This is a genomic window from Gemmatimonadaceae bacterium (assembly GCA_020851035.1).
Classification (GTDB): domain Bacteria; phylum Gemmatimonadota; class Gemmatimonadetes; order Gemmatimonadales; family Gemmatimonadaceae; genus JACMLX01.
Genome location: JADZDM010000012.1, coordinates 33,031 through 57,206, shown reverse-complemented (window position 1 = coordinate 57,206; position 24,176 = coordinate 33,031). Strand labels below are relative to the sequence as shown.

The window sequence follows — 24,176 nt, the reverse complement described above, 5'->3', positions numbered from 1 at the left end:
GACCGGGAACTGATCCGGGTACCTTGTCCGGGTGCGGGCGCCGCTGCCGGCACGCCCTTCCCCTGCTCCCCGCGCATGCGACGCCTGGCTGGCTATTTCCTCCGCGGACTCGTGATCATGGCGCCGCTCGCGCTCACGGTCTACGTCTGCTACTCGATCGTCACGGCCATCGACAGCTGGGTGCCGGTGGCGATCCCCGGCGTCGGCTTCGCCATCACGATCGGCCTCATCACGCTGGTCGGCGCGCTGGGCTCGAACGTGCTCGCCGATTCGCTGGTGGGCCTGCTCGATGGCGTGCTCGAGAAGCTGCCCTTCATCCGCCTTCTCTACGGCACGGCGAAGGACTTCTTCGAGGCGTTCGTCGGCGACAAGAGGCGCTTCGACACGGCCGTGATGGTCACGCTCTACCCGGGCTCGGAGGCCAAGGCGCTCGGCTTCATGACGCGGCGCGACGTGTCGATGTTCGGGCTCACCGACCATGTCGCCGTGTACCTGCCGCACAGCTACGCCTTCACGGGCCAGCTCGTGCTCGTGCCGTCGCAGCACGTGACGCTGGTGCAGGCCGGCAGCGCGGAACTCATGACGTTCATCGTCTCCGGTGGCGTGACGGAGAAGTCGAACGGGAGCGGATTCACCCCCGCGACGGGGGTGCCGCCGACGTCGCCCGACCCCGCTCCCGGCGCCGGGCGAGCGCGGTGAAGACGAGGGGGCCGGCCGCGGCGGTCGCCGCAGCCACCAGCAAGGCCCGCCCCCCGAACTCCCCCGCCTGCAGCTCCAGCGCGGAGACACCGACGAGGATCACCATCGGGCAGAGCGCCAGGAGCACCAGTCCGCCGCGCCCGATGGGGAGTCGGAACGACCCCCGCAGTGTCGGCTCGGTGCGACGGAGCCGGATCAGTGCCGCGAACTCCAGCGCGAGCGCCACGGCGTAGAGCAGCACGTCGGCCGAGATGAGTTCGGAGAACGGCAGCAGTGCGATGCCGCTGTAGAGCGTCGAGGCGAGGAGGATGGAGCGCCGCGGAACTCCACGCGTATCCGTCACCGCCAGCCAGCGCGGGAGCAGTCCATCACGCGCCACGATCAGCGGGATGCGTGAATAGGCGAGGAGCAGCGAGTTGAACATCGCCGTGGCGCTGAGCATGGCGAGCACGATGATCGCGACGGCCAGTGGCGGGCCGGCCGGCCCCGCGACCGCCCGCGCGATGTCGGGCCATCCCCCCTCGCGCCAGGTGCGCCAGTCGTCGGCGGCGAGCGCGGGCAGCAGCGGCACGAGGTAGCCCAGCGCCACCAGCGGCACGGCGAGCGCCAGCGCCCGGGGATAGGTGCGCTCGGCATCCTCGATCTCACCGCAGACGGTGCTGGCGTTGTCCCAGCCGATCCAGTTCCAGAGCGCGAGGCTGAGCCCCGTCCCAAGCGACGACCATCGCACGGGCTCCGTCGGGCCGAGCGTCGCCCATGGCGCATGTGTTATGCGCGGCAGCGCGAACAGGGCCAGCAGGCCGAAGCAGGCGAGGACGAGGATGCCGATGAGCACCGACACCCGTCCCACCGGCACGGCGCCGCGCAGGTTGAGGAGCGTGGGCACCCAGATCACCACCAGCGTCACGAGCACGATCCAGCCGCGCGTGAGGCCCGGTGCGAACGCACCGAGGTACTGGATGACGATCGCCGGATACAGCGACATCTCGACCAGCGAGTAGAGCCAGGTGCACCACGCGTTCTGGAAGCCCCAGCCGTCGCCGAATGCGCGCTGCACCCAGCGGTAGTAGCCGCCCTCGACCGGGAGCATGCTGGCCAGTTCACCGATCAGCAGCGCTTCCGGGATGGCCCAGAAGACCGGGATCACGATCAGCGCCGAGAGCGCGATGACGGGCCCGACGGTCGCGACCAGCGTCTCGAGGGTGAAGGCACCACCCGAGACGGTGAAGTAGAGGACGAAGACGAGGCCGAGGAGCCTGAGGCGCGGCGCGGGCGGTCCCGATGCGCGCGCCGCGACGGGCGCGGTGGCCTCAGCGATCAGCGGGCACCGGCGCGGGGGTGTTCGATGCTCCGGAGCTGCGACCGACGAAGCTCCTTCACGCCACCCGGCGTGGTGGTCACGACCATGAGGCGGACGATGTTGCGCACCGACGGCGCGTACCAGAAGGTGGTGACGTGCGTGCGGGCGAGCGCGGGGCTCCGCGTGCGCTTCGGCGCCTCGATGGTCTCGACCACCCAGGTGTCGAAGGTGCCGGCGGGGGTGGTGATGCGCTCGGTGTCGACGACGCGCGCGTCATACAGCCACTCGAGCTGCCCGCGCGAGGCGACGAACCGGGCGCGCTTGCCGAGGCTGAGCGGGAACAGGGCGGCGAGCGAGTCCTGGTTGTACTCGAGCGGTCGGGCGGCATTGTCGACGAAGAAGATGCCGAACCGTGCCCCGCCGCGGCCGGCGTTGTCGACGTAGCGGGTGACGAATCCTTCACCGCCGAGGATGCGGTTGGAGAAGTCGTCGTAGCGGAAGGTGGCGCCGAACTCGGGCTGCTCGAACGGGGCGGGCGGCAATGCCGGTCCCGGTGCACGCGTGCGGGCGGCAGCCTGCTGTGCGGAGAGCGTGGTGACCATGGTGAGCGAGGCGAGCACCGCGCACGTGACGGAGCGAATCGTCATCGAACCTTCCGGACGGGTTGGGGGCGAACGGGACGCGGCACCGGGACGAGGTCCCGGTGCCGCGAGAAACTACACCTGCGTACCGCTGAGTGTGCCGATCAGGCCACGTTGCGGCGACGGCGGCTGATGCCGACCAAGCCGACCAGGCCCGTGGCGAGCAGCGCGTAGGTGGACGGCTCCGGCACGACGCTCGGACCACCCGGGAGCTCGGGCGGCTTGGTGCCGCCGACGCCCTTGAAGCCATACCCGAAGACGCCCGGGCCGGCCTTGCCGGAGCATGCCGAGGAACCACCGGCACACCAGGCAGCGGTGTAGACCTCGGCGCCAACCGAGCCGAGGGCGGCCAGCAGGCCGTCGAGCGTGCCGGCTGCGCCGTAGAACGTCTGGAACGCGCGGGACTCACCGGCGGCCAGGGCGCCGAAGCTGAAGTCGAAGAACGACCCGCGATCGCGGCTCACGCTGGTCTCGAAGTTCCCGTTGCAGACAGCCGAGGAGCCGGCAATCGTGCAGCCGTTGACCGAACCGGTCATGCTCAGCGGCTGGGCCGAGAGGAAGCCGTTGTCGCCGGCGCCGATCAGGTTGGTGGCGCCCCAGCCGGAGATACGGACGTTCTCGCTGAAGGCGGTGGGCTGGATGTCCCAGTCCATCACGCGGCGGTAGACGACGTCATCGATCGTCGCAGCGCCGGTGTTGGTGATGGTGATGTTCACCTCGTACAGGTTCGGCACGCTGCTCGGCTTGTACTCGTGCGAGATCTGGAGGGTGGCACCGCTGGTCAGGCGCACCGTCGAGGTGGCCGAGGACGCGTCGCTCGTGAAGCCGATGTTCGTCAGGTTCGTCACGCCGCCGACGGCATCGTTCGCACCGCCCCACGAGGTCACGACGCCGCCGGAACGGACGCCCACGCCCCAGCCTTCACACTCACAGCCGTCGGAGGTCGACTCGTACTCCCGGGCCGGCGTGATGTAGCGGAGGCCGACGCCGGCGTTGTTCAGATGCCCCTGGGCATTGATGCCGAGCTTGACCGTGCCGTTGGAGATGATCGCCTGTCCGCCTGCAGTGCCTGCCACGAGGGCGAGGGCTGCGGCGGCAGCGGGAATCCGCATTCGCTTCAACATTGCTTCTGTCTCCTGCCCTTTCGGGCATGGGTGGGTGGTGGCGCGCCGTCAGGTCTGCGATGCGGTTCGCTCCGGCACGCCGCCGCTGTTAACACCTCAGCCCAAGGCAAGAACGGGCGCAGCATCGTGTTCCACCGGGAGTCTTTGAAAATCAACGACTTACAATGGATGTGTTCGTCTCCTGACTTGCGCCGACTCACGAAACTGCGGAGGCTGGACTACAGCTCTCGTTGCGGCCGCGCAACGCAACGCCGAACACGGCAGCGCGTCCCGGAAAAAACTGCTCACCCGTCCGGAGGGGTATTCCCATGATCTGGCACGACGGGCTGGGCCGGCGGCGCCATCAAAGGATGCGGGAATCCGGACAGAGTCCGAATTCCCGTGCCCAGGTGCAGAGGGCGCTCCCAAACGCAGCGCCGCCCGTTTACGGCGCCGCGACCCGCCCGTGTTGCGCCTCGATCCAGCTGGTGTGGTACGCCGGATCCTCGATCCCCGCCACCGCCTTCGCCACCCGCAGCGGCCGGAAGGAATCCATCATCACCGCCAGCTCGCGCGTCTCCTTCTGCCCGATGCTCGCCTCCATCCGGCCCGGGTGCGGGCCGTGCGGGATCCCGTCCGGATGCAGGGTGATCGCCCCGAACTCGATCCCCTTCCGGCTCATGAAGTCATCCGATGCATAGAAGATCAGCTCATCCGAATCGACGTTGCTGTGGTTGTACGGTGCGGGAATGGCGTTGGGGTCGAAGTCGTACGGCCGCGGGCAGAACGAGCAGATGACGAACCCGTCGCCCTGGAAGGTCTGGTGCACCGGCGGTGGCTGGTGGACGCGGCCGACGATCGGCTCGAAATCGTGGATGTTGAACGTCCATGGGTAGAAGCAGCCATCCCAGCCGACGACGTCGAACGGGTGGTGGTCCAGAATCAGCTCCTGCAGCGCGTCGTACTGCTTGACGAGGATGCGGAAGTCTCCCATCTCGTCGTACGTCTTCAGCACCCGCGGGATGCCGAAGTCGCGCTCCGAGTACGGCGCCCCCTCGATCAGCTGGCCGAACTCGTTGCGGTAGCGCTTCGGCGAGCGGACATGCCCGCGGCTCTCGTGCACGAGCAGGTTCGTCGGACTGGTGGGGTCGAGCTTCCAGCGGTGCATGATGCCACGGTGGATCACGACGTAGTCACCTTCGCGGTACGGCAGGTCGCCGAACTGGGTCTCGACGATGCCCTGCCCGCGAGCGACATACACCACCTCGTCGGCCTGGGCATTCCGGTAGAAGTGCTCGTCCGTGACATCCGGCGCCACGTAGTACATGGCGATATCGGCGTTGAACACCAGCGGCACGCGATCGAGCGTGGGACTGCCCCCCGGCGTGAGCCGCGAGGTGAACCACTTCCGGTGTTTGAGGACCTCCTCGTCCTCGGCCTCGAGCCGCATGTCACGCAGGCGGCGCACGCTGCGCACCGTGGTGGGCGGATGGATGTGGTAGAGCAGCGCCGAGGTGCCCGTGAAGCCCTCGTGGCCCATGAGCTGTTCGGAATAGATGCCGCCATCCGGACGGCGATGCACCGTGTGGCGCTTCTGCGGGACGCTGCCGAGTGAGTGATAGTAGGGCACGGAGACCTCGGGACGGCGATGGGGCAGCGCCAAACCTGCGACGCTGCCGGGGGCAAGGGTGCTACCGGACGGCGAGCGACAGGGTGCCCAGTCCCGGGGCACTGCCGCGCAGCCAGCTGCCGCTCGACACGGGAGGGGCAGGCGGTCCGGGGGCGACCGGGGGAAAGATGGCGAGGAGATCACCGGGCTGCAGCGCGTGCGACCGGAGCGCGGCCCGGGCCAAGGCGACGAACGCGCCGGGTGCCGGCGCCGGGATCACGACGCCTCGGTCGGCGGCACCGGTGTGCCCGGGTGGTGCGACTGTGGTGAGCGTGAGCGAGGCGGGCTGGCGCTGCGGCACGGCGAGGTACGGACCCGCCGCGCCGACCTGCAGGGGCGCTCCCGCCTCCCCTGCCGCCTGGGGCCAGCCCAGGACGAGTACCGTGCCGATCAGCGCGTGCGACACGGCCTCGTGATCCAGGGTCGCCCGCGCCGTCAGCACGGCCCCCACGACGGCCGCGAGCCCGACGCGGGCGAGCCGTGCCTCGGCGCGGCCGAGATGGCCACCCGGCCCCTGCAGCGTGGCAGGGTCGGCGAACAGCGGCCCCGCTTCGTGGGCGTCCCGGCGAATTGGTGCACTGTCACCGGATTTCGGGGGAAAGAGTGCACTGGGAAAGAGTGCACTGTCACCGGATTCCGGGGAAAAGAGTGCACTGTCACCGGATTGGATGTCACCGGATTGGACGTCAGCGAATTGGACGCTGCGTGCCATCGGGATGGGGGCGACGAGGTGCAGGCCCTGCACCGGCAGCCGCACGCGCGCGGCGCCGTGCACGATGGCCCCGGCGGCCTGGCGCAGCATCGGGAGCTGGTCGATCGCCTCGAGCACGTCGGTGATGCCGAGCGGCGCGAGGTCGATCACCGATGCGGCGTCGGGTGTGAGCAGGCCGACGTGCACGGCATCACGCTGCGGCGGCACGTACGACACGAGGCGCAGTGCACTCAGCGCGGGCAGCGACGCAGCCGCCGGACCGGTCATGCGCCAATGCGTGGGCGGAGGACGACCCGGCGTGTCAGAGGTTGCCGCGCAGCGCCTGCTCGCGCTCGATGGCCTCGAACAGCGCCTTGAAGTTCCCCTTGCCGAAGCTGCGGGCGCCCTTCCGCTGGATGATCTCGTAGAAGACCGTCGGGCGGTCCTGCACCGGCTTGCTGAAGATCTGCAGCAGGTACCCCTCGTCGTCACGATCCACGAGGATGCCGAGCTCCTTCAGCGGCTCGAGGTCCTCGTCGATCTGCCCGACGCGGTCGAGGAGGGTGTCGTAGTATGTGGTGGGGACGCGCAGGAACTCGATCCCGCGCGCGCGCAGCGCGGTGACGGTCCCGATGATGTCGTGCGTGATGAGCGCCAGGTGCTGCACGCCGGCGCCGCGGTAGAACTCGAGGTACTCGTCGATCTGGCTCTTCTTCTTGCCGGCGGCCGGCTCGTTGATCGGGAACTTGATGCGGTCATTGCCGCTGGCCACGACCTTCGACATCAGCGAGCTGTACTCGGTGCTGATGTCCTTGTCATCGAAGCTGATGAGGTTCCGGAAGCCCATCACGTCCTCGTAGAACTTCACCCAGCGGTTCATGTCGCCGAGTTCGACGTTGCCGACGCAATGATCCACGTACTCGAGTCCGACGGGGGCGGTGACGAGGTCCGAGCCGCGCGGCTCGTAGCCCGGCATGAAGGCACCGGTGTAGTCGCTGCGCTCGACGAGGGTGTGGACCGTCTCGCCGTAGGTGCAGAAGCTGGCGGTGACCACACGGCCGTGGGCATCCTCGCGCACCTCGGGTGCCCGCCAGGGGGTGGCACCGCGCTCGACCGCCAGCCGGAACGCCTCGCGGGCGTCATCCACCCAGAGCGCGATGTCCTTGACCCCGTCGCCGTGCCGACGCACGTGCTCGTTGATCCAGTGGGCGGGGTCGAAGGCGCTGGTGAGCACCAGCCGGATCCGGTTCTGCTGCAGGACGTAGGAGCAGGTCTCACGCTCGCCGGTCTCGGGGCCGCGGTAGGCCACGAGCTGGAACCCGAAGGCGGTGCGGTAGAAGTGCGCTGCCTGTTTCGCGTTGCCGACGAGGAACTCGACATGGTCGGTACCGTTGATCGGGAACGTGTCGTGCGTGGCCGCGTCGTCGGGCCTGGTCTGCGTCGCCATGGGTGCTCGCCTCCGGGAATGCCGCGCCGGCGGGCCGCCGCTGGGGGCGACGCGGAGCGCGACGAGGGATGTCGCGTGGTGGGGCGTCCCGCGCCGCACGATCCGGTGCGCGCGGTGGTGCCGGTCAGCAAGATAAGATACGGCGCGGCAGCCAGCGCGGACGCCGCGCAAGCTGTTCCTGCCTCCCAGCCCTGCCCCCCTCCGAGCCCGTGGCACCCATGTCCAGACGCGCCGCGCAACCCGCCAGCCGGCCGGGAAGCTTCGCACGGGGGCTCCTCGCGCTCCTGCTGGCCGGTGCGATCGTCGCGCTGCCGTGTCAGGCCCAGCGTCAGGACAAGGCGGCACCACCGCGCGGTCGTGCGGACACACTCCTCTCGGAGCTCACCGGCGTGCCGGGCTCGCCCGGCGCCGTGCTGCGGGCGACGATCGTCCGCCGGTACCTTCGCGGCACCGGTGCCGATTCGGGACTGCTGGTCCGCCAGAGTGACTTCGTGCAGCCGGACGCCGCCGGCGGAGGCGTCCGTGTCTCGGAGCGGGCCGCCGTGGACACGGCCACCGGTGCGTTCCGGCGCGGCGCCACGCGGATCACGCGCCTCACCGGCGAGCTGGTGCGCGACACGCGCACCGAGGTGGCGGGAGGGCGCATCCGGCAGGTCGCCACCACGGCGCAACGCACGGACACGACGTGGAGTGCTGGCCCGCCCGCCGGACAGGTGTTGTACGCCGTGTTCGACGACGTGCTTCGGCGGCTGCCTGCCGAGCCGGCCGGGCAAATGGCGTTCGAGGTCCTGGCGCCTGCCCCGCCCTTCTTTCAGCGGCTGGTCATCGATTCGCTCCTGCCGGCGGAGGCCGGTGGCCAGCGTCACGTCTTCGGCCACATCGAGCAGGCGGGGACCCGCATCTCGTCCATGCATGCCACCGTCGATACGGCCTCGCGCGGGGTCGAGCGCCTCGAATGGCGGCTGCCCAACGGGATCGTGAACACCGTCACCCGCCGCACCGGCCCGCCAGCCACGGGCACCCCGGACACCGGCGCGCCGGTCGAGCCAGGGGAGCTCCGGCGCCTTGCCGGTCGCTATCGGCTGGAAGGTGAACGGGAGGTGGCCTCGGAGATCCTGCTGCGCCCGGACGGACGCTTCTCGTACGGTCTCGCCTATGGAGCCGTGGACGAGTCGGCCGCCGGGCGGTGGACGGTGCGCGACGGCGCCGTGGTGCTGCAGTCGGACGGCGATCCGCAGCCGCCGTCGGTGACGCTGCAGTCTGCGACCGGTGCGCCGACGGACTCGGTCGTGATCGTGGTCGTCGACACGGCGGGGACGCCGGTCCATGGCATCGAGGTGGATGTCGTGCGCCCCCGCAGCGGCACCTCCTTCACGCTCGCACGACAGGGCCGGCACGTGGTGACGTTCGCGAAGGGAGACGCACCGACCGAGATCAGCATCGGCTACGACGTGCTGGGCTTCATGGTCGCGTTTCCGCTCGAGGGCAAGCCGCGCGCCACGTACCGCTTCGTGTTCGACCGTGGTGACCTGGGTCGCCACCGGTTCGAGGGCGCCCGCCTCGAGACCGCGACGAACCAGCTGATCCTGACCCGCAACGGTCGCCGCCTGCACTACGTGCGACGGTGACCGTCACCTGCCACACCCATGCCCTGCGTACTGCCGGGCATCCTCACCCCTCCCGGCACCATGCCCATCACCCGACGCCACCCGTGTCCTCCTGTTCGCTTCCAGACGACGATCGCGCTCCTGCTCTCGATGGCATCCATGGCTGAGGCCCAGCGCCCCGCGCCTCCGGTCGCGCCGAAGGTGCCGGTCTCCGTGACGCGGCATGGCGAAACGCTCACGGACGACTACGCGTGGTTCCGGGACCGCACCAACCCGGCCGTGACATCGCACCTCGAGGCGGAGAACGCGTACACCGCGGCCATGACCGCCCCCACGCAGCCGCTGCGCGATGCGCTCTACGCGGAGCTGGTGGGGCGCATCAAGGAGACGGACCTCAGCGTCCCGACCTTCGATGCGCCGTACTGGTACTACACCCGCACCGAGCAGGGGAAGCCGTACCCGGTCTATTGCCGCAAGCTCACGTCGCTCGAGGCGCGTGAGGAGGTGATCTTCGACCAGAACCGCGAGGCACGCGGCCGGAGCTTCTTCAGCCTCGGCGGCTTCGAGGTGAGTCCGGACCACAACCTGCTGGCCGTCCTGGTGGACACCACCGGCTACGAGGACTTCACGCTCCGGGTGAAGGACCTCCGCACCGGACGGTACCTCCGTGACCGCCGCGAGCGCCTCGGGTTCGGGCTGGCGTGGGCGAGCGACAACCGCACGCTCTTCTACATGACCACCGACAGCGCGAAGCGCGGCGACCGGGTCTGGCGGCACGTCATCGGGTTGCCGGTGCGGCAGGACGTGATGGTGCACCATGAGCCGGACGTCCTGTTCAACGTGGGCGTGCAACGCCTGCGCAGCGGGAAATTCATCACGATCTCGTCGGGCAGCTTCACCCAGGGGGAGACGCGCGTGATCGATGCCGCGCGGCCGGCACAGCCCGCGCGGCTGGTGGCGGCGCGGCGGGCGGGGGTGGAGTACGAGGTGGAGCACGGGAACGGGTGGTTCTGGATCGTGACGAACGACGCGGCCCCGAACTTCCGCATCGCCCGGGTGCGCGATGACAGCCGCGACCTCTCGGCCTGGGAGGAGTGGCTTGCGCCGCGCGCCGACGTGTTCGTGGAGCAGGTATCGGTGTTCGCCGGCCATGCCGTCACCAGTGAGCGCCGCGCGGGGCTCCGCCGTCTGCGGATCACGGATCTCGCCACCGGCGTGCCGCACGACATCGGCTTCCCGGAGGCGGCCTACGGGGTGTCGCTGGCGGCGAACCCGATGTTCGAGACCGCCTCGCTGCGCTTCACCTATTCCTCGCTGGTGACGCCGTCCACGGTCATCGACTACGACATGCGCACGCGCGACCGGGTGGTGAAGAAGCAGCAGGAGGTGCTGGGCGGCTACGATCCCACGAAGTACGGCGTCGAGCGACGGATGGCCCCCGCACGCGACGGCACCCTGGTGCCGGTGTCGATCGTCTACCGGCTGCCGCTGGAACGCGATGGACGGCGTCCGCTGCTCGAGTACGCGTATGGCTCCTACGGTGCGAACACGGAAGCCACCTTCAGCTCGAACCGCGTGTCGCTGCTCGATCGCGGGGTGATCTACGCCATCGCGCACGTGCGCGGCGGGCAGGAGATGGGGCGGGCCTGGTACGACGACGGGAAGATGCTGAAGAAGATGAACACCGTCACCGACTTCATCGACGTGGGGGAGTTCCTGGTGGCCGAGGGGTACACCGCGCGCGACCGCATGCTCGCGAACGGCGGGAGCGCGGGTGGGCTGCTGATGGGGGTGGTGGCGAACATGCGCCCCGACCTCTACACGGCGATCGTCGCCGCCGTGCCCTTCGTCGACGTGATCAACACGATGTCGGATGCCAGCATCCCGCTCACGGCGCAGGAGTGGGAACAGTGGGGCAACCCGGCGCAGGCCGCCGAGTATGCGTACATGCGCGCCTACTCTCCCTACGAGAACGTCGCGCGGCAGGCCTATCCCGCGATGCTCGTGACGAGCGGCCTGAATGACAGCCGCGTGGCGTACTGGGAACCGACGAAGTGGGTGGCCCGGTTGCGCGAGCGGAAGACCGATGCCAATCCCCTGCTCCTGCGCATGAACATGGGCGCGGGTCACGGCGGCAGCAGCGGGCGGTACGAGCGCCTGCGCGAGATCGCGTTCGACTACGCGTTCATGCTCGACCGGGTGGGGCTCTCGGGGCGCATCGTGCCCTGAGGGCGACGCCCGGCGCGCGCCGGCTCAGGAGGGCGCGGCCTCCAGCGCGCCGGAGGCCACCAGTGCGCGGAAGGCGTCCAGCGCATCCGGATTGGCGAGCGCATCGCCGTTGACCACCGGCCGCCCGTGCAGCACGTCACGCACGGCCAGCTCGGTGACCTTGCCACTCACGGTGCGCGGCAGGTCCGGCACCGCGAGAATCACCTTCGGCACGTGGTGCGGGCTGGCCTCGGCCCGCACGAGCGCCCGGATCTGCTGCCGGAGCGCCTCGTCGAGCGTGACGCCCTCACGCAGGCGCACGAAGAGCACGATGCGCACGTCCGGCGTGCCGTCGACCACCACGTCCTGTCCCACCAGCAGGCTCTCGAGCACCTCCGGCACCTGATCCACCAGCCGGTAGATCTCCGCCGTCCCGATGCGCACGCCGCCCGGATTGAGCGTGGCGTCGCTGCGCCCTAGGATCACGAGTCCGTGGTGCGGCGTGCGCTGCGCCCAGTCGCCGTGGCGCCACGCCCCGTCGTAGTGCCCGAAGTATGCGGCGCGGTAGCGTGCACCGTCGGCGTCATCCCAGAAGCACACCGGCATGCTCGGGAAGGGCCTGGTGCACACGAGTTCCCCGGGCATGCCGATGACGGGGGTGCCGTCGCCATCCCAGACCTCGACCGCCATGCCGAGCCCGAGGCACTGCAGCTCGCCGCGATGCACCGGCAACGTGGGGGCGCCGAGGGCGAAGCAGGAGAGGATGTCGGTGCCACCGCTGATGCTGCTCAGCCGCACCTCGGGTGAGATGGTGTCGCGCACCCAGTCGTACGAATGGCCGGCGAGGGGGCTGCCGGTGCTGTAGATCACCTCCAGCGCATCGAGGTCGTGCCCGGTCGATGGCTGGTGCCCGACCTTCTCCGCCATCGCGAGGAACTTCGCGCTGGTGCCGAAGTGCGTGAGCTTCTCCTCGGCGGCCAGCCGCCACAGGATGTCACTCTCGGCGGGCGGCATCGGGGCGCCGTCGTAGAGCACGACGGTGGCTCCCACGGCGAGTGCGCTGGCGAGCCAGTTCCACATCATCCAGCCGCAGGTCGTGTAGTAGAAAATGCGGCTGCTGCGTCGCAGGTCGCCGTGCAGCACATGCTCCTTGAAGTGCTGGAGCAGCGTGCCGCCGTGGCCGTGCACGAGGCACTTCGGCAGCCCCGTCGTCCCCGACGAGTACATGATGAACAGCGGATGCTCGAACGGCACCCGCGTGACCGGGAAGAGGTCGGGTGGTTCGTCGCGCCCCAGGTCGCGCCAGGCAACGGCGTCGTCGATGCCGCGGAGGGAGGGCTCCGCCTTCACGTACGGCACCACCACGAGGTGCTCGACCGACGGGAGCGCGTCGCGGATCTCGCAGGCACGCGTGAGCGTCTCGAACACCTTGCCGCCGTACCGGTAGCCGTCGGTGGTGATGAGCACCTTCGGTGTGACCTGGCCAAAGCGGTCGATCACGCCGCGGTTGCCGAAGTCCGGTGAGCACGAGGTCCAGACGGCGCCAAGCGCGGTGGTCGCGATCATGGCGATGATCGTCTCACCGACGTTCGGCATGAACGCCGCAACCCGATCGCCCTTGCGCACCCCGATCGCACGCAGCCCCTGCGTGATGCGGGAGACATCGGCGAACAGCTCCTCGTACGTCCAGCTGCGCGTCCAGCCGCGCTCCGTCCACGCGACGAGTGCCGTGCCGCGATCCCGGTGCTTCACGAGGTGCTCGGCGTAATTCAGGCGGGCGTTCGGGAACCAGTGCGGACCACCGTCCTGCGTCGGGGGCGCCATGTGGTCGAGCCCCGTGCCGGCGGGGCTGAAGGGGTCGCGCCCCTCGATGGCGGTGGCGGAGACGTCACACAGCCGGCTCAGCTCGCGCCAGAAGGTGCCCCGCTCGCGCACCGACCAGGTGTGGAGGTGCGCGTAGTCGTCACCCACGGCGGCCGCACCGTGGGCCGCGCGCATCAGGTGATGGAAGCGCGCCAGCTGGGAATGGGCGGCGTGGCGGGGGTCCGGGGTCCAGACGGCGGTCATGCCCCCCCCAGTGAGGCACGTACGCCACACAGCGGACCCATCCATTCATCGCTTGTGGTCGAGTTCGCTGAGAATCGACCAATCATTGTGGCATTCGCGCCGCACCCAGACACCGGGCGCGGTCTCGATGTTGATCCGTATGTCGCTGCGGAGCAACCGTTTAGACCATCAATGGATGAGATCGACAAAATGTTACTCCGAATGGTAGGGCTCGTCATCACCACGTTGATCGATCCCCTGCGCCACCGCGCGACGACGCGCCCTGCGGCAAGGTCTCATGTCCCATTTGCGTTCGCTGCTGACGTACATGATGTGCACTGTCGGCGTCAGCCTGCCGTCAGCGCTGGAGGCGCAGGACGATGGTGCGGCGGCGTACTCGGTCTCGGCGATTCACTTCGCGATGCCGTTCACGCAGCCGGCCCAGACGCTGATGACCGCGGCGACGGTTCGGCTGCCGCTGGACTACGACCTGGACCTGGCCACGGCGCCGGCTGCGCCAAGTTACCTGCCGGAACTGCTCGTGGCGCGTGACTCGGTGGTGCGGCGCTGGGTGGACCGCACCGACGACCCGATCCGTGTCTGGGTGCAGGGCGCGCGGGCGCTGGAGGGCTGGGATGCCGCCTTCCCCGAGATGGCACACCAGGCGCTGCGCGAGTGGACGACGGTGGGGCTGCCGGTCCGCTTCTCGGTCGTCACGGACTCGGCGGCGGCGGAAATTCACGTGCTCTGGACCGAGCGCCTGGGCCAGGACGAAAGCGGCCGCACGGTCTGGTGGAGCACGTCGAAGGGCTGGATCAGCCGCGCGCGCGTGACACTCAGCACGCACGCCAGCGACGGGCTGCCGCAGACCCCGCGCGCACTCCGCGCCGTGGCCCTGCACGAGCTGGGGCACGCACTCGGACTCTCACACACCAGCGATGCCCGAAACATCATGGCGCCCTGGGTGGAGGTGGCCGAACTGAGTGATGCCGACCGCTCGACGGCGGTTCAGCTCTACCAGCTCCAGGCCGGCCGGGTGGTGGCCGGCGCGGACGAAACGTCCCGCATGGAAACCGGCGGCCGGCAGCGCCGCGACACGACCGCACGGAACGGGACCCCCGAGTAGTCCCGGCTTCGTGGCAGGAACACGATGCCCGCTCCGGCGGGCATCGTGCGTTCCGCCACCTGCTGGCAGCGCCGTTGCGGACTCGTGGCGGGCGGCCACTCGCGCCGGCCCGCGCGGTGCGACACCGTTCGCCGATGCCTTCGACACTCCGCTCCGCCGTCACAGCCCTGGCCCTGCTTGCGCTGCCCGGCGCCGGCACACCGTCCGACCCGCCCACGCGCGCGCCGCTGCCGGTGATCATCGGGCATCGCGGCGCCAGCGGCGACCGGCCCGAGGAGACGCTCGAGTGTTACGCCCTCGCGGTGGCGATGGGCGCCGACTACATCGAGCCGGACCTCGTGAGCACGCGGGATGGCATCCTGGTGGCGCGTCATGAGAACGAGATTGGCGGCACCACCGACGTGGCGTCGAAGTTCCCGGAGCGCCGTCGTCTGGGCCGCATCGACGACGACACCGTCACCGGCTGGTGGACGGAGGATTTCACGCTCGCCGAGTTGAAGACGCTCCGGGCACGCGAGCGGATCCCGTCGCGCGGGCATGCCTACGACGGCCTCTATCAGGTGGCGACCTTCGACGAGGTGCTCGACCTCGCCGTGCGGCTGGGACGCGCGCGCGGGCGGCCGGTCGGCGTCTACCCCGAGACGAAACACGCCGCACACTTCCGCCGCATCGGGCTGCCGCTGGAGGAGAAGCTGGTGGCGTCGCTGCGCCGTGTGGGCTGGGATCGCCGCACCGCACCGGTGTTCATCCAGAGCTTCGAGATCACGAGCCTGCTCCGCCTCAGGCCGATGACGAAGGCACGGCTGGTGCAACTCGTGAACGTGACCGCGCACCCGCCCGATTCCGCCGGGGTGACGTTCGCGCAGATGCGCACACCGGCCGGCCTGCGACGGGTGCGCCGGTACGCGGACGGCATCGGGGCCGCGAAGGAGCTGGTCCTCGACGCCGCGGCAGACGGGTCGGTCGGCATGCCCTCCACCCTGGTGCGCGATGCCCATGCGGCAGGGTTGCTGGTGCACATCTGGACGATCCGCAGCGACGCACCGTTCCTGCCGGCGATGTGGCGCGGCGACGAGGCGGCAGAGCTGCGGATGTTCGCGAGGCTGGGGGTGGATGGAGTATTCACGGACTTCCCGGCCAATGCGGTGAAGGCGCTGCGGCAGTAGGGCGCATCCGCCGTGCACGCGATACACTTGCGGGCATGTGGCATCTCCTCCTTCCCCTGCTCGCACAGGTCCCTGTGGAGCGCCCGGTCCTCGAGGCCGAACATGCACGCGAGGCCGGCGCCGTGGCGCTGGTGCGTGCCACCACCAGCGGCACGCCGCGCGTGCGGGCCATGGCGGCGCGCGGCCTGGGGCGGTTGGAGAACCCGGTGCACCGGCAGGCACTGGAGCCGTTGCTGGCCTCGCCGTCGCCCCTCGTGCGGGCCGCAGCGGCCGGTGCGCTGGCGCAGATGAAGGTGGCGCGCGACTGGGCGCCGGCACTCGCCAGCGAGCGCGATGCCACCGTGCGTGCGGCGATCTACGAGGCGATCGGGCGAGGGGCACCGGTGCCACCGAACGCCGAGTCGCTGCTGGCCGGCGGGCTGCGCGAGTCGGACCTGGGTGCTCGCACCGGTGCCGCGCGGGGACTGGAGTCGCTTGTCCGGCTGAACCGGCGCACCGTCACGCCGTCGGCGGCCACGCTGACCGCACTTCGGGCGGCGTTCGCGTCCACCGCCAGCGAGGAGTTTCGCATCATCGCGCTGCTGGTGCTGAACGCCGCGCGTGCCCAGGACACCGCAACCGCGGCAGCGGCGCTGGCGGACCCGAGCCCGCAGGTGCGTCGCCTCGCCATCATCGGCACGCGGCGGTTCGTGCAGGATCCGTCGCCGCTGGTGCGGGTCGAGGCCTTCCGGTACGCGACATCCTGCGACACGCTGGCTGCCGGCCTGCGCGACACCGATGACCATGTCGCCATCACCGCCGGCCATGCCCTGATGGAACGAGGGTGCCCGTCGGCAGCGCTGTCGGCGGTGGCCGCGTCAGGCCCGAACTGGCGGCGGCGCGGCAACGCGCTCGTGGCACTCGCGCGCCGCGACACGGCGGCGGTGCGTCGCGCACTGCCGGGCACGGCCGGCGACACGGTGTGGCAGGCGCGGGCGTATGCCGCACAGGCAGCCCGCGCGATCGGCGACAGCGTCACGCTGGACGTGCTCGCGCGCGACTCGAATCCCAACGTGGCGGCGGCGGCGCTGCGGACGGCCGACGACGCCGTGCGCGCACTCCGCAGCGATCATGCGGGGCTGGTCCTGGCCGGCACCGCGCGCCTGGCCCAGGCGCCTGATCTCGCCGCGCGGCTGCCGCGCGTCGTCGGCGCGTTCAACCGGCTCACCGGCGGCGGCAGCATGACTATGCGCGATCCGCGCGAGGCGCTGCTGAAGCTCATCGGCCAGGTCCCGGACACGTCGACGAACGCGCTGCTGCGCGACGCCCTGTACGACCGTGATCCGGCCATCGCGGCGGTCGCCGCGAGCATCCTCACCGCCCGCACGGGCACGGCAGTTGCGCCCGGCACCACGGCGCTGCCGATCCCGCCGATTCCTCCCGCGCACTACATCGCAGGCCTGGCCGGCGCGCAGGCACGGATCACCATGCGCGGCCTCGGCAGCATGACACTCGCGCTCCTGACCAGCGAGGCCCCGGTGACGGTCGGCGTGTTCGCCCAGCTGGCGGAGGCCGGCCAGTACACCGGGCTCACGTTCCACCGCATCGTCCCGAACTTCGTCGTGCAGGGCGGCAGCCCCGGCGCCGACGAGTACGATGGCCGCAGCCGCGAGTTCATGCGCGACGAGCTGGGGTTCGCGCGGAACGCGCGCGGCACCATCGGCATCTCGACCCGTGGCCGCGACACCGGCGACGGCCAGCTCTACTTCAACCTCGTGGACAACGTCCGCCTCGACCGCGACTACACGGTGCTGGCGCGCATGGTGTCGGGGCTGGACGTCATGGATCGCATCCAGGAGGGGAACGTGATCGAGCGCGTCGAGATCATCCGGCGACCGCGCTGAGCGTGACGAGTCACTGACCTGCACTTCCCGACGGGTGCAGTTCGTTGCGTCCCTCGCACCTGTGCGTTGACGCCGTTCGCGGTGCAGGGTCGCTGAACGGCGTCCGCGCACAGACGCAAAGCGGGCGCAGTGTGCGCACGTGACTGCGACCTGACGGGGCGGACGTCCGGGAGTGCGGTGTGGGGTGACTACTTGACGCGCCTGCCGGACTGGATCACGACCTTCACGTCGCGCATGACCGTCATGTCTGTCAGCGGATCGCCACGGACGAGGATGATGTCCGCCATGCGGCCGGCGGCAAGCACGCCGAAGCTCGCCTCGCTGCGCAGGAATCGTGCGGGCCAGAGGGTGGCACTCTGGATGGTCTCCATCGGGCTGACGCCGAGCTCCACCCACTTCACCATCTCGCGCCAGGTGGCGTCGTTGTGGAACATGCTCGGGATGCCGGCGTCGGTGCCGATCATCATGCGCACCCCTGCCTGGCGGAGCTGCGCGAACTTCGCCGGCAGCAGCGGGATGCGGGACGGGAAGAGGGCGTAGTAGCCGAGGTGCGGGATCTGGTCGAGCGACTGCCGGATCTCGCGCCACATCGGTTCCGGCATGAACTCGTGCCACGCCGGGTCGTCGATGCGCTCGGGGAAGAGGCTGCCGGTGTGGTACATCGTGTACAGCGGCGAGATCGTCGGCGTCCAGTACAGCGCCGAGTTCCGCTGGCGGAGCGCCTGCAGGATGTCCTCGGGATACCCTGGCGCGGTGCCCAGCCCGGTGTGCTCGAAGTCATCCACGTTGTGCTTCAGCCCGACGCGGATCTCCTCCATGCGGTGTGCATGTGCCACGACCTGGCGACCGCGCCGGTGCGTGGTCTCGACCACGGCAGCCACCTCGGCATCCGTCATCTGGTCCTGGTCGATGAGCTTGATCTGGTCCACGCCGGCATCCAGCAGCGTGGTGACCTTGCGGCGCGCGTCCTCGGCACCGGTCACCCCCCAGCGGAAGGCCTCCTCGTACCGCTCGTAAGCGGCGTGCTGGATGAATGGCCCGGTGACGAACAGCCGCGGGCCCGGAATCTCTCCGCTGGCGATGCGGCGCTTGACGGAGAGGATGTCGTCGAGCCGGGCACCGAGGTCGCGCGCGGTGGTGACACCGGCCATGAGGAGCTGTCGCGCCGCGATGGGCATGACCTCGGTGGCGTCCTTCGTGCCGTACAGGTCATCCCACCGCTTGTAGTCACCGTGCCCGAGGATGTGCAGGTGCACGTGCATGTCGATCAGGCCCGGCAGCACGGTGTGCCCGTTGGCGTCGATGACGGTGGCGCCCGCCGGCACCGCCACCTCGCCCTCGCGCCCGACGCGCACGATGCGGTCACCGGCCACGAGGATCACGCCGTTCTCGATCACGGGACCGCCGTATCCATCGATGATCCGCCCGCCCACCACCGCCATGGTGACGCGCGGTGGGGCCTGGGCTCCGGCGGTGGCCCGCACGCCGGCCAGCGCGCAGAGCAGCAGTGCGACGGCGCGGCGTGCGGTGTGCATCAGCGGCTGCCCCGGCCGGCCGGACGCGCCGGTGCCGGCGCCACGCTTCGACCGAGCGCGTTCCAGTTCGCGATGGCGTTGAAGGCGAGGGCCATCGCACCCTGGTTCTGCCAGCGGTACCACGGGCGAGTGCCCATCAGGATCACGTGGCCGGCACCCACCGGGGCGTCGATCACCGCGGCCTTGCCGGTCATCTCGCCGGCGCCCGCGATCAGGCCGGAGATGAGGAGCGAGTCGGCACTGCTGGCCCATCGCACCACGACTTTCGCGCGCAGACGGTCGATCTCGGCGAGAACGGCCGGATCCACCGGCCGGCCGCCGATCCCCATCGCGGGGCCGGCCGGTGTCGCGGCCCCTGCCCCACCACCTCCACCGCCTCCACCACCGCCTCCGCCACCGGCGCCAACCTGCAGCACCGGGGCCTGCGAGAAGAACAGCGGGAAGCTGCGGCGATCGTAGCCGTAGAGCATCGGGTGTGCGGCAGTGACGACCTCACCGCGGAAGACGCCGCCTCGGGCGCGGAGCGTCGGCGTCTCGACGGCCGAGACCTGCGCATGGAAGCCCATGTCGGCGACGAAGCGCGACGTGCCGCCCTCGGTGAGCAGCAGGCCACCGCGCTCGACGAACTTCCGCAGGGCCAGCAGCCCGTCGAGTCCCATGCCGGGGCGGACGTCGTCGGTCTCGTCCACGCTGCCGAGCTGCGGCGTCTCCGCCGACTTGCGCCAGGGCACGGGCGGGCCGGCCATCGAGCGGCCATTGAGGAGGGTGGCGGCGTTGGCGCCCACGTGCGGGTAGATCACCACGTCGAAGCGATCGAGCACGCCGGGCGCCCGGATCTCCTGCTCGGAGATGCCGGTGTACGGCACGCCCAGCCGGTCGAAGGCGTAGCGCACCCACCCTTCGTCCTGCGTGGAGGTCCAGGAATGCATGATCGCGATGCGGGGCAGCGCGATGGCATGGGACGCGACGGTCACGTCACCGGTCGCCGCGGCACCCATGCCGAGTGCGGCGATCGTGCTGCGCGCCGCTGGCGCATCGCCCACGAGGAAGGTGCCGGCGGGGTACGAGCGGCCCGACACCTCGAAGGTCGAATCCGCGACGCGGACGCGCGCGCCGGCCAGCTTCCAGGGCAGGATCGACGAGCGCCAGTCGCCCAGGTGCGGCACCACCAGCGTGTTCCCGGAACCGGCCACGGTGCCGGTGACGACGGCGTCCGCCGACAGGAGGCGCATGGGGCGCGTGAGGACGGAGGCATCGGCGATCTTCAGCGTGGTCACGTGGCGCAGCAGGTCCATCGTCCAGCCCGTGTCGTCGTACGGCTGGGGATCGGTGGGCTTGAAGCTCTGCAGCGCGAGCACCGTGCGCGGGAACTGCGTGTACGGCTGGTCGAGCTTCACGACCCAGTCCCCTGCCTGCACCGTCACCGTGTCGCGGCCGGCGGTGAGCGTGAAGGCCTCACTGGCCTCGTGCACCTCGGTGCCTTGCGCACGGAACAGGTTGACCATGTCGGCCGCCTCGGCGGCGTGGCGCTGGCCCTTCGGGATCACGAAGGCGTAGGGCGCCTCGCGCCGGCCGCGCGCGATGGTGCGCTCGGCCTTGGTGACGGCGTTCTCCAGGTAGCGCTCACGGTTCTCGGCGACCGCGCGCAGGGCGACCAGCACACCCGACTGCTGGTAGTTGATGTTCGAGCGGATGCACCACCGGATGCCGTTCACAGGCGGCGACGGGCGGTACCACTGCACCGTGGTGGCCGTGGGCGGGAGCGCGACGCTGTTGACGCAATCGGCACCACTGGAGGTGTAGGTCTCGTAGAAACGGCCGATCGAGTTGTGCAGGTTGGCGATGGAGAGGCCGTAGTTCGGGGCCCAGCCGTCGTAGAACTGGTACGTGAAGACACCCGGCAGGCCGCGGCGGGTGAGCTCCGTGATCTCGGTGTAGGCGAGCTGGAACCACTCGTCGATCTGGATCGCGTCGTACTCCGTGTTGTACGGGCCCGTGCCGGTGCTGGTGTAGAGGAACGGCACCGACTCGTGCAGGTCGTGGGTGACGGTGGGACGCCAGTCGAGGAAGGCCTTGAGGAACGAGCGCGTGAGCTCGAGGGTGAGCGCCATGCCGTCGCGGTTGTTGTCGTGTGCGACGTACTTGCCCCAGTACGGCAGGCCGACGCCGGCAGTCGCCGGGAGGTTCAGCCGGCGATTCTGCTGGTAGAAGTCGATGTAGTGATCGCGGCCATCCACCTCCCACACCGGGATGATCATGGTGATCACGTTCTCCCGGATCTTCCGGATGTGCTCTCCCTCGTCCACCGCGAGGCGGTAGAGCATCTCGATCATCGCTTCCGGGCTGCCGGTCTCGGTCGAGTGGAGCGCACCGCTCAGCAGGTAGATCGGCTTGCCCTTCTTCACCAGGTCCGCGCGCTCGGCGGCCGAGAGGCCGCGCGGGTCGGTGAGCTTGCGCAGGATGGCCTTGTACTCGTCGAGGTGCGCGATGGTCTGCTCGTCGGCGACGATGGCCGCGACCATCTCACGCCCCTCCTCGGACCGGCCGAGGGAGATCACCTGGACCCGGTCACTCGCCGCATCGACGGCGCGGTAGTACTTCACCGCCTCGGTGCTGTAGGCCAGGCGGCCGATGGTGCCCGGCACGTACCCGAGCGTCTGGAACGGCGTCGGCACCGTGCGTGACGCCGGCAGGTAGTCCACCAGGTCGGTGATGAACTTGTGCTGCGGGTGCGTGGGGGTGAGCTCGAGGATGCGTGCCGTGTAGGCGGAATCGATCGCCTGCGCGCCGCGCTGCGCGGCGAGTGGCGTCGCGATCAGGGTGAGCAGGGCCGGCAGGACTGCGGCAGGAGCGAAACCGGGGAGTCGTCGCATGTGGCGGGGCTGTGGTCGGAGGTTGCGGAGAGTACGCCGCAGGCGGGACGGACGCTGATGGGTGCCGGGCGCCGGCGATCAGCGGGGGGCGACGTGCAGCTGCGCGAGCCGGACCTTCGGGATGGCGCCGGGCACGGTCCACGCGAGCGCCACACCGTCGGCGCGACGGGCCATGCGGGGGAAGCCTGTCGCACGGCCGCTGCCAGGGGCGTCGATCGTGAGCGCGGGTTCGGCGATGCCGCGTGCGTCGACCAGGCGCGCTCGCACCTCGCTGCGCGTCGGCCCCACACGCTCGATCCAGGTCACCAATGCGCTGCCGCCGTCGAGCAGCTCGACGTCGACGCGCCCCTCGGGCGCTCCCTGGTCGATCCGGACGGGGGCGCCGAAGGTGGCGCCGGCGTCCACCGAGAAGACCGCCTGCACCCGGGCGGTGTCCCGCGCGCCCGTGTACCAGACGGCCACCACCGTGTCGCCACGGGCGGAAACCGCCGGCCCGTTCACCGGGCAGCCCTTGATGATCCATCCGTCGGCGTGCAGCGGGGCCGGCGTCGTCCAGGCGCCATCGACGAATCGGATCACGCTGATGTCGCGCTCCTCGCCTTCGCTCCGGTCCCGGTACAGGACCACCGGGCCCCGGGCGGTCTGCGCCGCCGCGGTCTGGCAGCAGTCGCAGGTGCGCAGGTCGAGCAGGGCGTCGGGCGCCGCGGCGCCATCGACGGGCCACCGGCTGTGGCCGAGGCGCATGGGTGGGCCTTTTCCTTCCTCGGTCCCAGGGGGTGTCGCGCTTCCGTTGAGGAAGAGGACGTCAGCGGAGGAGTCGGCGCGCGCGAGCAGTGTCACGAAACCGTGTTCCGCCGGTACACCGGGGTCATGCGGAATGGTCGGCGCCGACCAGGTCACGCCGCCGTCACCCGAGCTGGCCAGCCGCACATCGTAGGAGTACTTGCCGGTCCCGTTACGCTGCAGCCAGTGCGCCAGCAGCCGGCCCCCCGGCAGCCTCACGACGGAGGGGAAGTCCGCCCAGTTCACGAAGAGGTCCGATGCCCGGATGACATCCTGCGGTGCACTCCAGTGACCGGCGGCATCGAGCACGGCCAGCCGCATGGCGACGGTGACGGAATCTGGGCCACGCTCGAGCCAGCTCAGGAGCACCGAGTCACCACCGGCAGGACTCACGAACGGCTCCGCGCCATTCACCATCCCGGGCGCGTCGAGCGGGGTCATCGCGAGACGCTGCGTTGGCGTTGCCACCTCGCGGGACGGTGTGCACGCGCCGGCGACGGTCGCCATGACGGCGAATGCGGCGCCGCATCGATAGTGGATTCTCATCATCTGCAGAGTGAGGGGTAGGCGTCGAAGCTGCCGCCTGGGCCGGGCCCGGTCAACGAGAATGGACCGGCGCTTCACCCGTTCGGGCTCTGGTGCGCGCCGTGCATGGGTGCGTTTGTTACGTTCTGCTCACCTTCACCGCCACCCGGTCCTGATGTCGTCCTCGCCGTCCCAGTCCCCCCTCGCGCGCCGGTCGTTCATGGCCCGGCTCGCCGCAGGGATTGCCGCTTTCAGTGGGACGACCGCGGTCGCCGCGGCGGCGGCCCCGTCCGCCGGTCCGTGGCAACCGACTCGGCACCCCCAGGACGACTGGCTCGACGAGATCCCGGGCCAGCACCGCTTCTTCTTCGATGCCCTGACGCCACTCGGCGCGGGCGAGGCGCTGCAGTTCACCACCAACTTCCTCGTCGCCAGCCGCGCGGGCTACCAGCTCGCCGATGCCGACAATGCGGTGGTGATCTGCCTGCGGCACTGGGCCACGCCACTGGCGTTCTCCGACGCGATGTGGGCGAAGTACGGTGCGGTGTTCTCGGAGCGCAGCCGGTTCCTCGACCCGAAGACGAGCGCGGCACCGACGATCAACGTCTACCTGACGAAGGGCTACGGGCTCGCGCTGCCGAACCGCGAGCACACGTTCACCGACGCCATCGGCCGGCGCGTGCAGTTCGCCGTCTGCGAGATGGCACTCCGCGCCTACGCGACGATGATCGCGCAGGCACACACGCTGCCGCTGGAGCGCGTGGTGGCCGAGTTGCGGGCGTCGGCCCACGCCGGCTCGCACTTTGTGCCGGCGGGGATCGTGGCCGTGAACCGGGCGCAGGAACGCGGCTACACGATCCAGCACATCGGGTGA

Annotated in this window: 16 protein-coding genes; 7 read left to right on the top strand and 9 right to left on the bottom strand. The window is 70.2% G+C overall.

Features of this window, described 5'->3' with window-relative positions; all coding sequences use genetic code 11:
- The first annotated feature begins 75 nt into the window (after positions 1 to 75).
- Complete coding sequence (locus IT355_09195) at positions 76 to 699, top strand: DUF502 domain-containing protein (GenBank protein MCC7053432.1); 624 nt, start codon at positions 76 to 78, stop codon at positions 697 to 699.
- Here the strand turns inward: IT355_09195 and IT355_09190 are convergent.
- The 5 genes from IT355_09190 to hppD form a co-directional block, all read right to left on the bottom strand.
- Complete coding sequence (locus IT355_09190; GenBank protein ID MCC7053431.1) at positions 632 to 2,218, bottom strand: APC family permease; 1,587 nt, start codon at positions 2,216 to 2,218, stop codon at positions 632 to 634. The genes IT355_09195 and IT355_09190 overlap by 68 nt on opposite strands.
- A gap of 526 nt (positions 2,219 to 2,744) precedes the next feature.
- On the bottom strand, positions 2,745 to 3,764 hold the full coding sequence (locus IT355_09185; protein ID MCC7053430.1) for a PEP-CTERM sorting domain-containing protein: 1,020 nt from the start codon (positions 3,762 to 3,764) through the stop codon (positions 2,745 to 2,747).
- Positions 3,765 to 4,188: 424 nt separating this feature from the next.
- Positions 4,189 to 5,373, bottom strand: a complete 1,185-nt coding sequence (locus IT355_09180; protein MCC7053429.1) for a homogentisate 1,2-dioxygenase — start codon at positions 5,371 to 5,373, stop codon at positions 4,189 to 4,191.
- 61 nt (positions 5,374 to 5,434) lie between these two features.
- Positions 5,435 to 6,391 (bottom strand): hypothetical protein, encoded by a 957-nt coding sequence (locus IT355_09175; protein MCC7053428.1) that lies wholly within the window; start codon positions 6,389 to 6,391, stop codon positions 5,435 to 5,437.
- Between the two features lie 34 nt (positions 6,392 to 6,425).
- Positions 6,426 to 7,550, bottom strand: coding sequence for a 4-hydroxyphenylpyruvate dioxygenase (gene hppD, locus IT355_09170; protein ID MCC7053427.1), 1,125 nt, complete (start codon positions 7,548 to 7,550; stop codon positions 6,426 to 6,428).
- Positions 7,551 to 7,768: 218 nt separating this feature from the next.
- On the opposite strand from hppD, the gene IT355_09165 reads away from it, so the two are divergent.
- A complete protein-coding gene (locus IT355_09165; GenBank protein ID MCC7053426.1) occupies positions 7,769 to 9,178 on the top strand; it encodes a hypothetical protein in 1,410 nt (469 codons plus the stop codon).
- A gap of 138 nt (positions 9,179 to 9,316) precedes the next feature.
- On the top strand, positions 9,317 to 11,386 hold the full coding sequence (locus IT355_09160; protein ID MCC7053425.1) for a S9 family peptidase: 2,070 nt from the start codon (positions 9,317 to 9,319) through the stop codon (positions 11,384 to 11,386).
- Between the two features lie 24 nt (positions 11,387 to 11,410).
- Here the strand turns inward: IT355_09160 and IT355_09155 are convergent, their stop codons facing one another.
- Positions 11,411 to 13,432 carry an acetoacetate--CoA ligase gene (locus IT355_09155; GenBank protein ID MCC7053424.1) on the bottom strand — a complete coding sequence of 674 codons (2,022 nt, stop codon included), beginning with the start codon at positions 13,430 to 13,432 and terminating at the stop codon, positions 11,411 to 11,413.
- A gap of 277 nt (positions 13,433 to 13,709) precedes the next feature.
- Between IT355_09155 and IT355_09150 the strand changes: the two genes are divergently transcribed.
- The 3 genes from IT355_09150 to IT355_09140 all read left to right on the top strand — a co-directional run bounded on the left by IT355_09150 (position 13,710) and on the right by IT355_09140 (position 17,586).
- On the top strand, positions 13,710 to 14,537 hold the full coding sequence (locus IT355_09150; protein MCC7053423.1) for a matrixin family metalloprotease: 828 nt from the start codon (positions 13,710 to 13,712) through the stop codon (positions 14,535 to 14,537).
- A gap of 134 nt (positions 14,538 to 14,671) precedes the next feature.
- On the top strand, positions 14,672 to 15,703 hold the full coding sequence (locus IT355_09145; GenBank protein MCC7053422.1) for a glycerophosphodiester phosphodiesterase: 1,032 nt from the start codon (positions 14,672 to 14,674) through the stop codon (positions 15,701 to 15,703).
- 35 nt (positions 15,704 to 15,738) lie between these two features.
- A complete protein-coding gene (locus IT355_09140) occupies positions 15,739 to 17,586 on the top strand; it encodes a peptidylprolyl isomerase (GenBank protein MCC7053421.1) in 1,848 nt (615 codons plus the stop codon).
- Positions 17,587 to 17,774: 188 nt separating this feature from the next.
- Here IT355_09140 and IT355_09135 read toward each other — a convergent pair whose 3' ends face one another.
- The 3 genes from IT355_09135 to IT355_09125 all read right to left on the bottom strand — a co-directional run bounded on the left by IT355_09135 (position 17,775) and on the right by IT355_09125 (position 23,284).
- Positions 17,775 to 19,121 (bottom strand): amidohydrolase family protein, encoded by a 1,347-nt coding sequence (locus tag IT355_09135; GenBank protein ID MCC7053420.1) that lies wholly within the window; start codon positions 19,119 to 19,121, stop codon positions 17,775 to 17,777.
- Positions 19,121 to 21,994: a hypothetical protein gene (locus tag IT355_09130; protein MCC7053419.1), complete on the bottom strand. Its 2,874-nt coding sequence runs from the start codon at positions 21,992 to 21,994 to the stop codon at positions 19,121 to 19,123. Before IT355_09130 ends, IT355_09135 begins: the two co-directional genes overlap by 1 nt.
- A gap of 78 nt (positions 21,995 to 22,072) precedes the next feature.
- Positions 22,073 to 23,284 (bottom strand): hypothetical protein, encoded by a 1,212-nt coding sequence (locus IT355_09125; protein ID MCC7053418.1) that lies wholly within the window; start codon positions 23,282 to 23,284, stop codon positions 22,073 to 22,075.
- 193 nt (positions 23,285 to 23,477) lie between these two features.
- Between IT355_09125 and IT355_09120 the strand changes: the two genes are divergently transcribed.
- The gene (locus tag IT355_09120; protein MCC7053417.1) at positions 23,478 to 24,176 is read left to right on the top strand and encodes a hypothetical protein; all 699 of its coding nucleotides are present in this window, start codon (positions 23,478 to 23,480) and stop codon (positions 24,174 to 24,176) included.

What these genes read in the sequence shown, in the direction of transcription:
- IT355_09175 (MCC7053428.1), bottom strand. Translation starts at nt 6,391, where the DNA reads ATGACCGGTCCGGCGGCTGCGTCGCTGCCCGCGCTGAGTGCACTGCGC.
- IT355_09120 (MCC7053417.1), top strand. Translation starts at nt 23,478, where the DNA reads ATGTCGTCCTCGCCGTCCCAGTCCCCCCTCGCGCGCCGGTCGTTCATG.
- IT355_09150 (MCC7053423.1), top strand. Translation starts at nt 13,710, where the DNA reads ATGTCCCATTTGCGTTCGCTGCTGACGTACATGATGTGCACTGTCGGC.
- hppD (MCC7053427.1), bottom strand. Translation starts at nt 7,550, where the DNA reads ATGGCGACGCAGACCAGGCCCGACGACGCGGCCACGCACGACACGTTC.
- IT355_09125 (MCC7053418.1), bottom strand. Translation starts at nt 23,284, where the DNA reads ATGGCGACCGTCGCCGGCGCGTGCACACCGTCCCGCGAGGTGGCAACG.
- IT355_09145 (MCC7053422.1), top strand. Translation starts at nt 14,672, where the DNA reads ATGCCTTCGACACTCCGCTCCGCCGTCACAGCCCTGGCCCTGCTTGCG.
- IT355_09160 (MCC7053425.1), top strand. Translation starts at nt 9,317, where the DNA reads ATGGCTGAGGCCCAGCGCCCCGCGCCTCCGGTCGCGCCGAAGGTGCCG.
- IT355_09185 (MCC7053430.1), bottom strand. Translation starts at nt 3,764, where the DNA reads ATGTTGAAGCGAATGCGGATTCCCGCTGCCGCCGCAGCCCTCGCCCTC.
- IT355_09130 (MCC7053419.1), bottom strand. Translation starts at nt 21,994, where the DNA reads ATGCGACGACTCCCCGGTTTCGCTCCTGCCGCAGTCCTGCCGGCCCTG.
- IT355_09195 (MCC7053432.1), top strand. Translation starts at nt 76, where the DNA reads ATGCGACGCCTGGCTGGCTATTTCCTCCGCGGACTCGTGATCATGGCG.
- IT355_09155 (MCC7053424.1), bottom strand. Translation starts at nt 13,432, where the DNA reads ATGACCGCCGTCTGGACCCCGGACCCCCGCCACGCCGCCCATTCCCAG.
- IT355_09135 (MCC7053420.1), bottom strand. Translation starts at nt 19,121, where the DNA reads ATGCACACCGCACGCCGCGCCGTCGCACTGCTGCTCTGCGCGCTGGCC.
- IT355_09165 (MCC7053426.1), top strand. Translation starts at nt 7,769, where the DNA reads ATGTCCAGACGCGCCGCGCAACCCGCCAGCCGGCCGGGAAGCTTCGCA.
- IT355_09140 (MCC7053421.1), top strand. Translation starts at nt 15,739, where the DNA reads ATGTGGCATCTCCTCCTTCCCCTGCTCGCACAGGTCCCTGTGGAGCGC.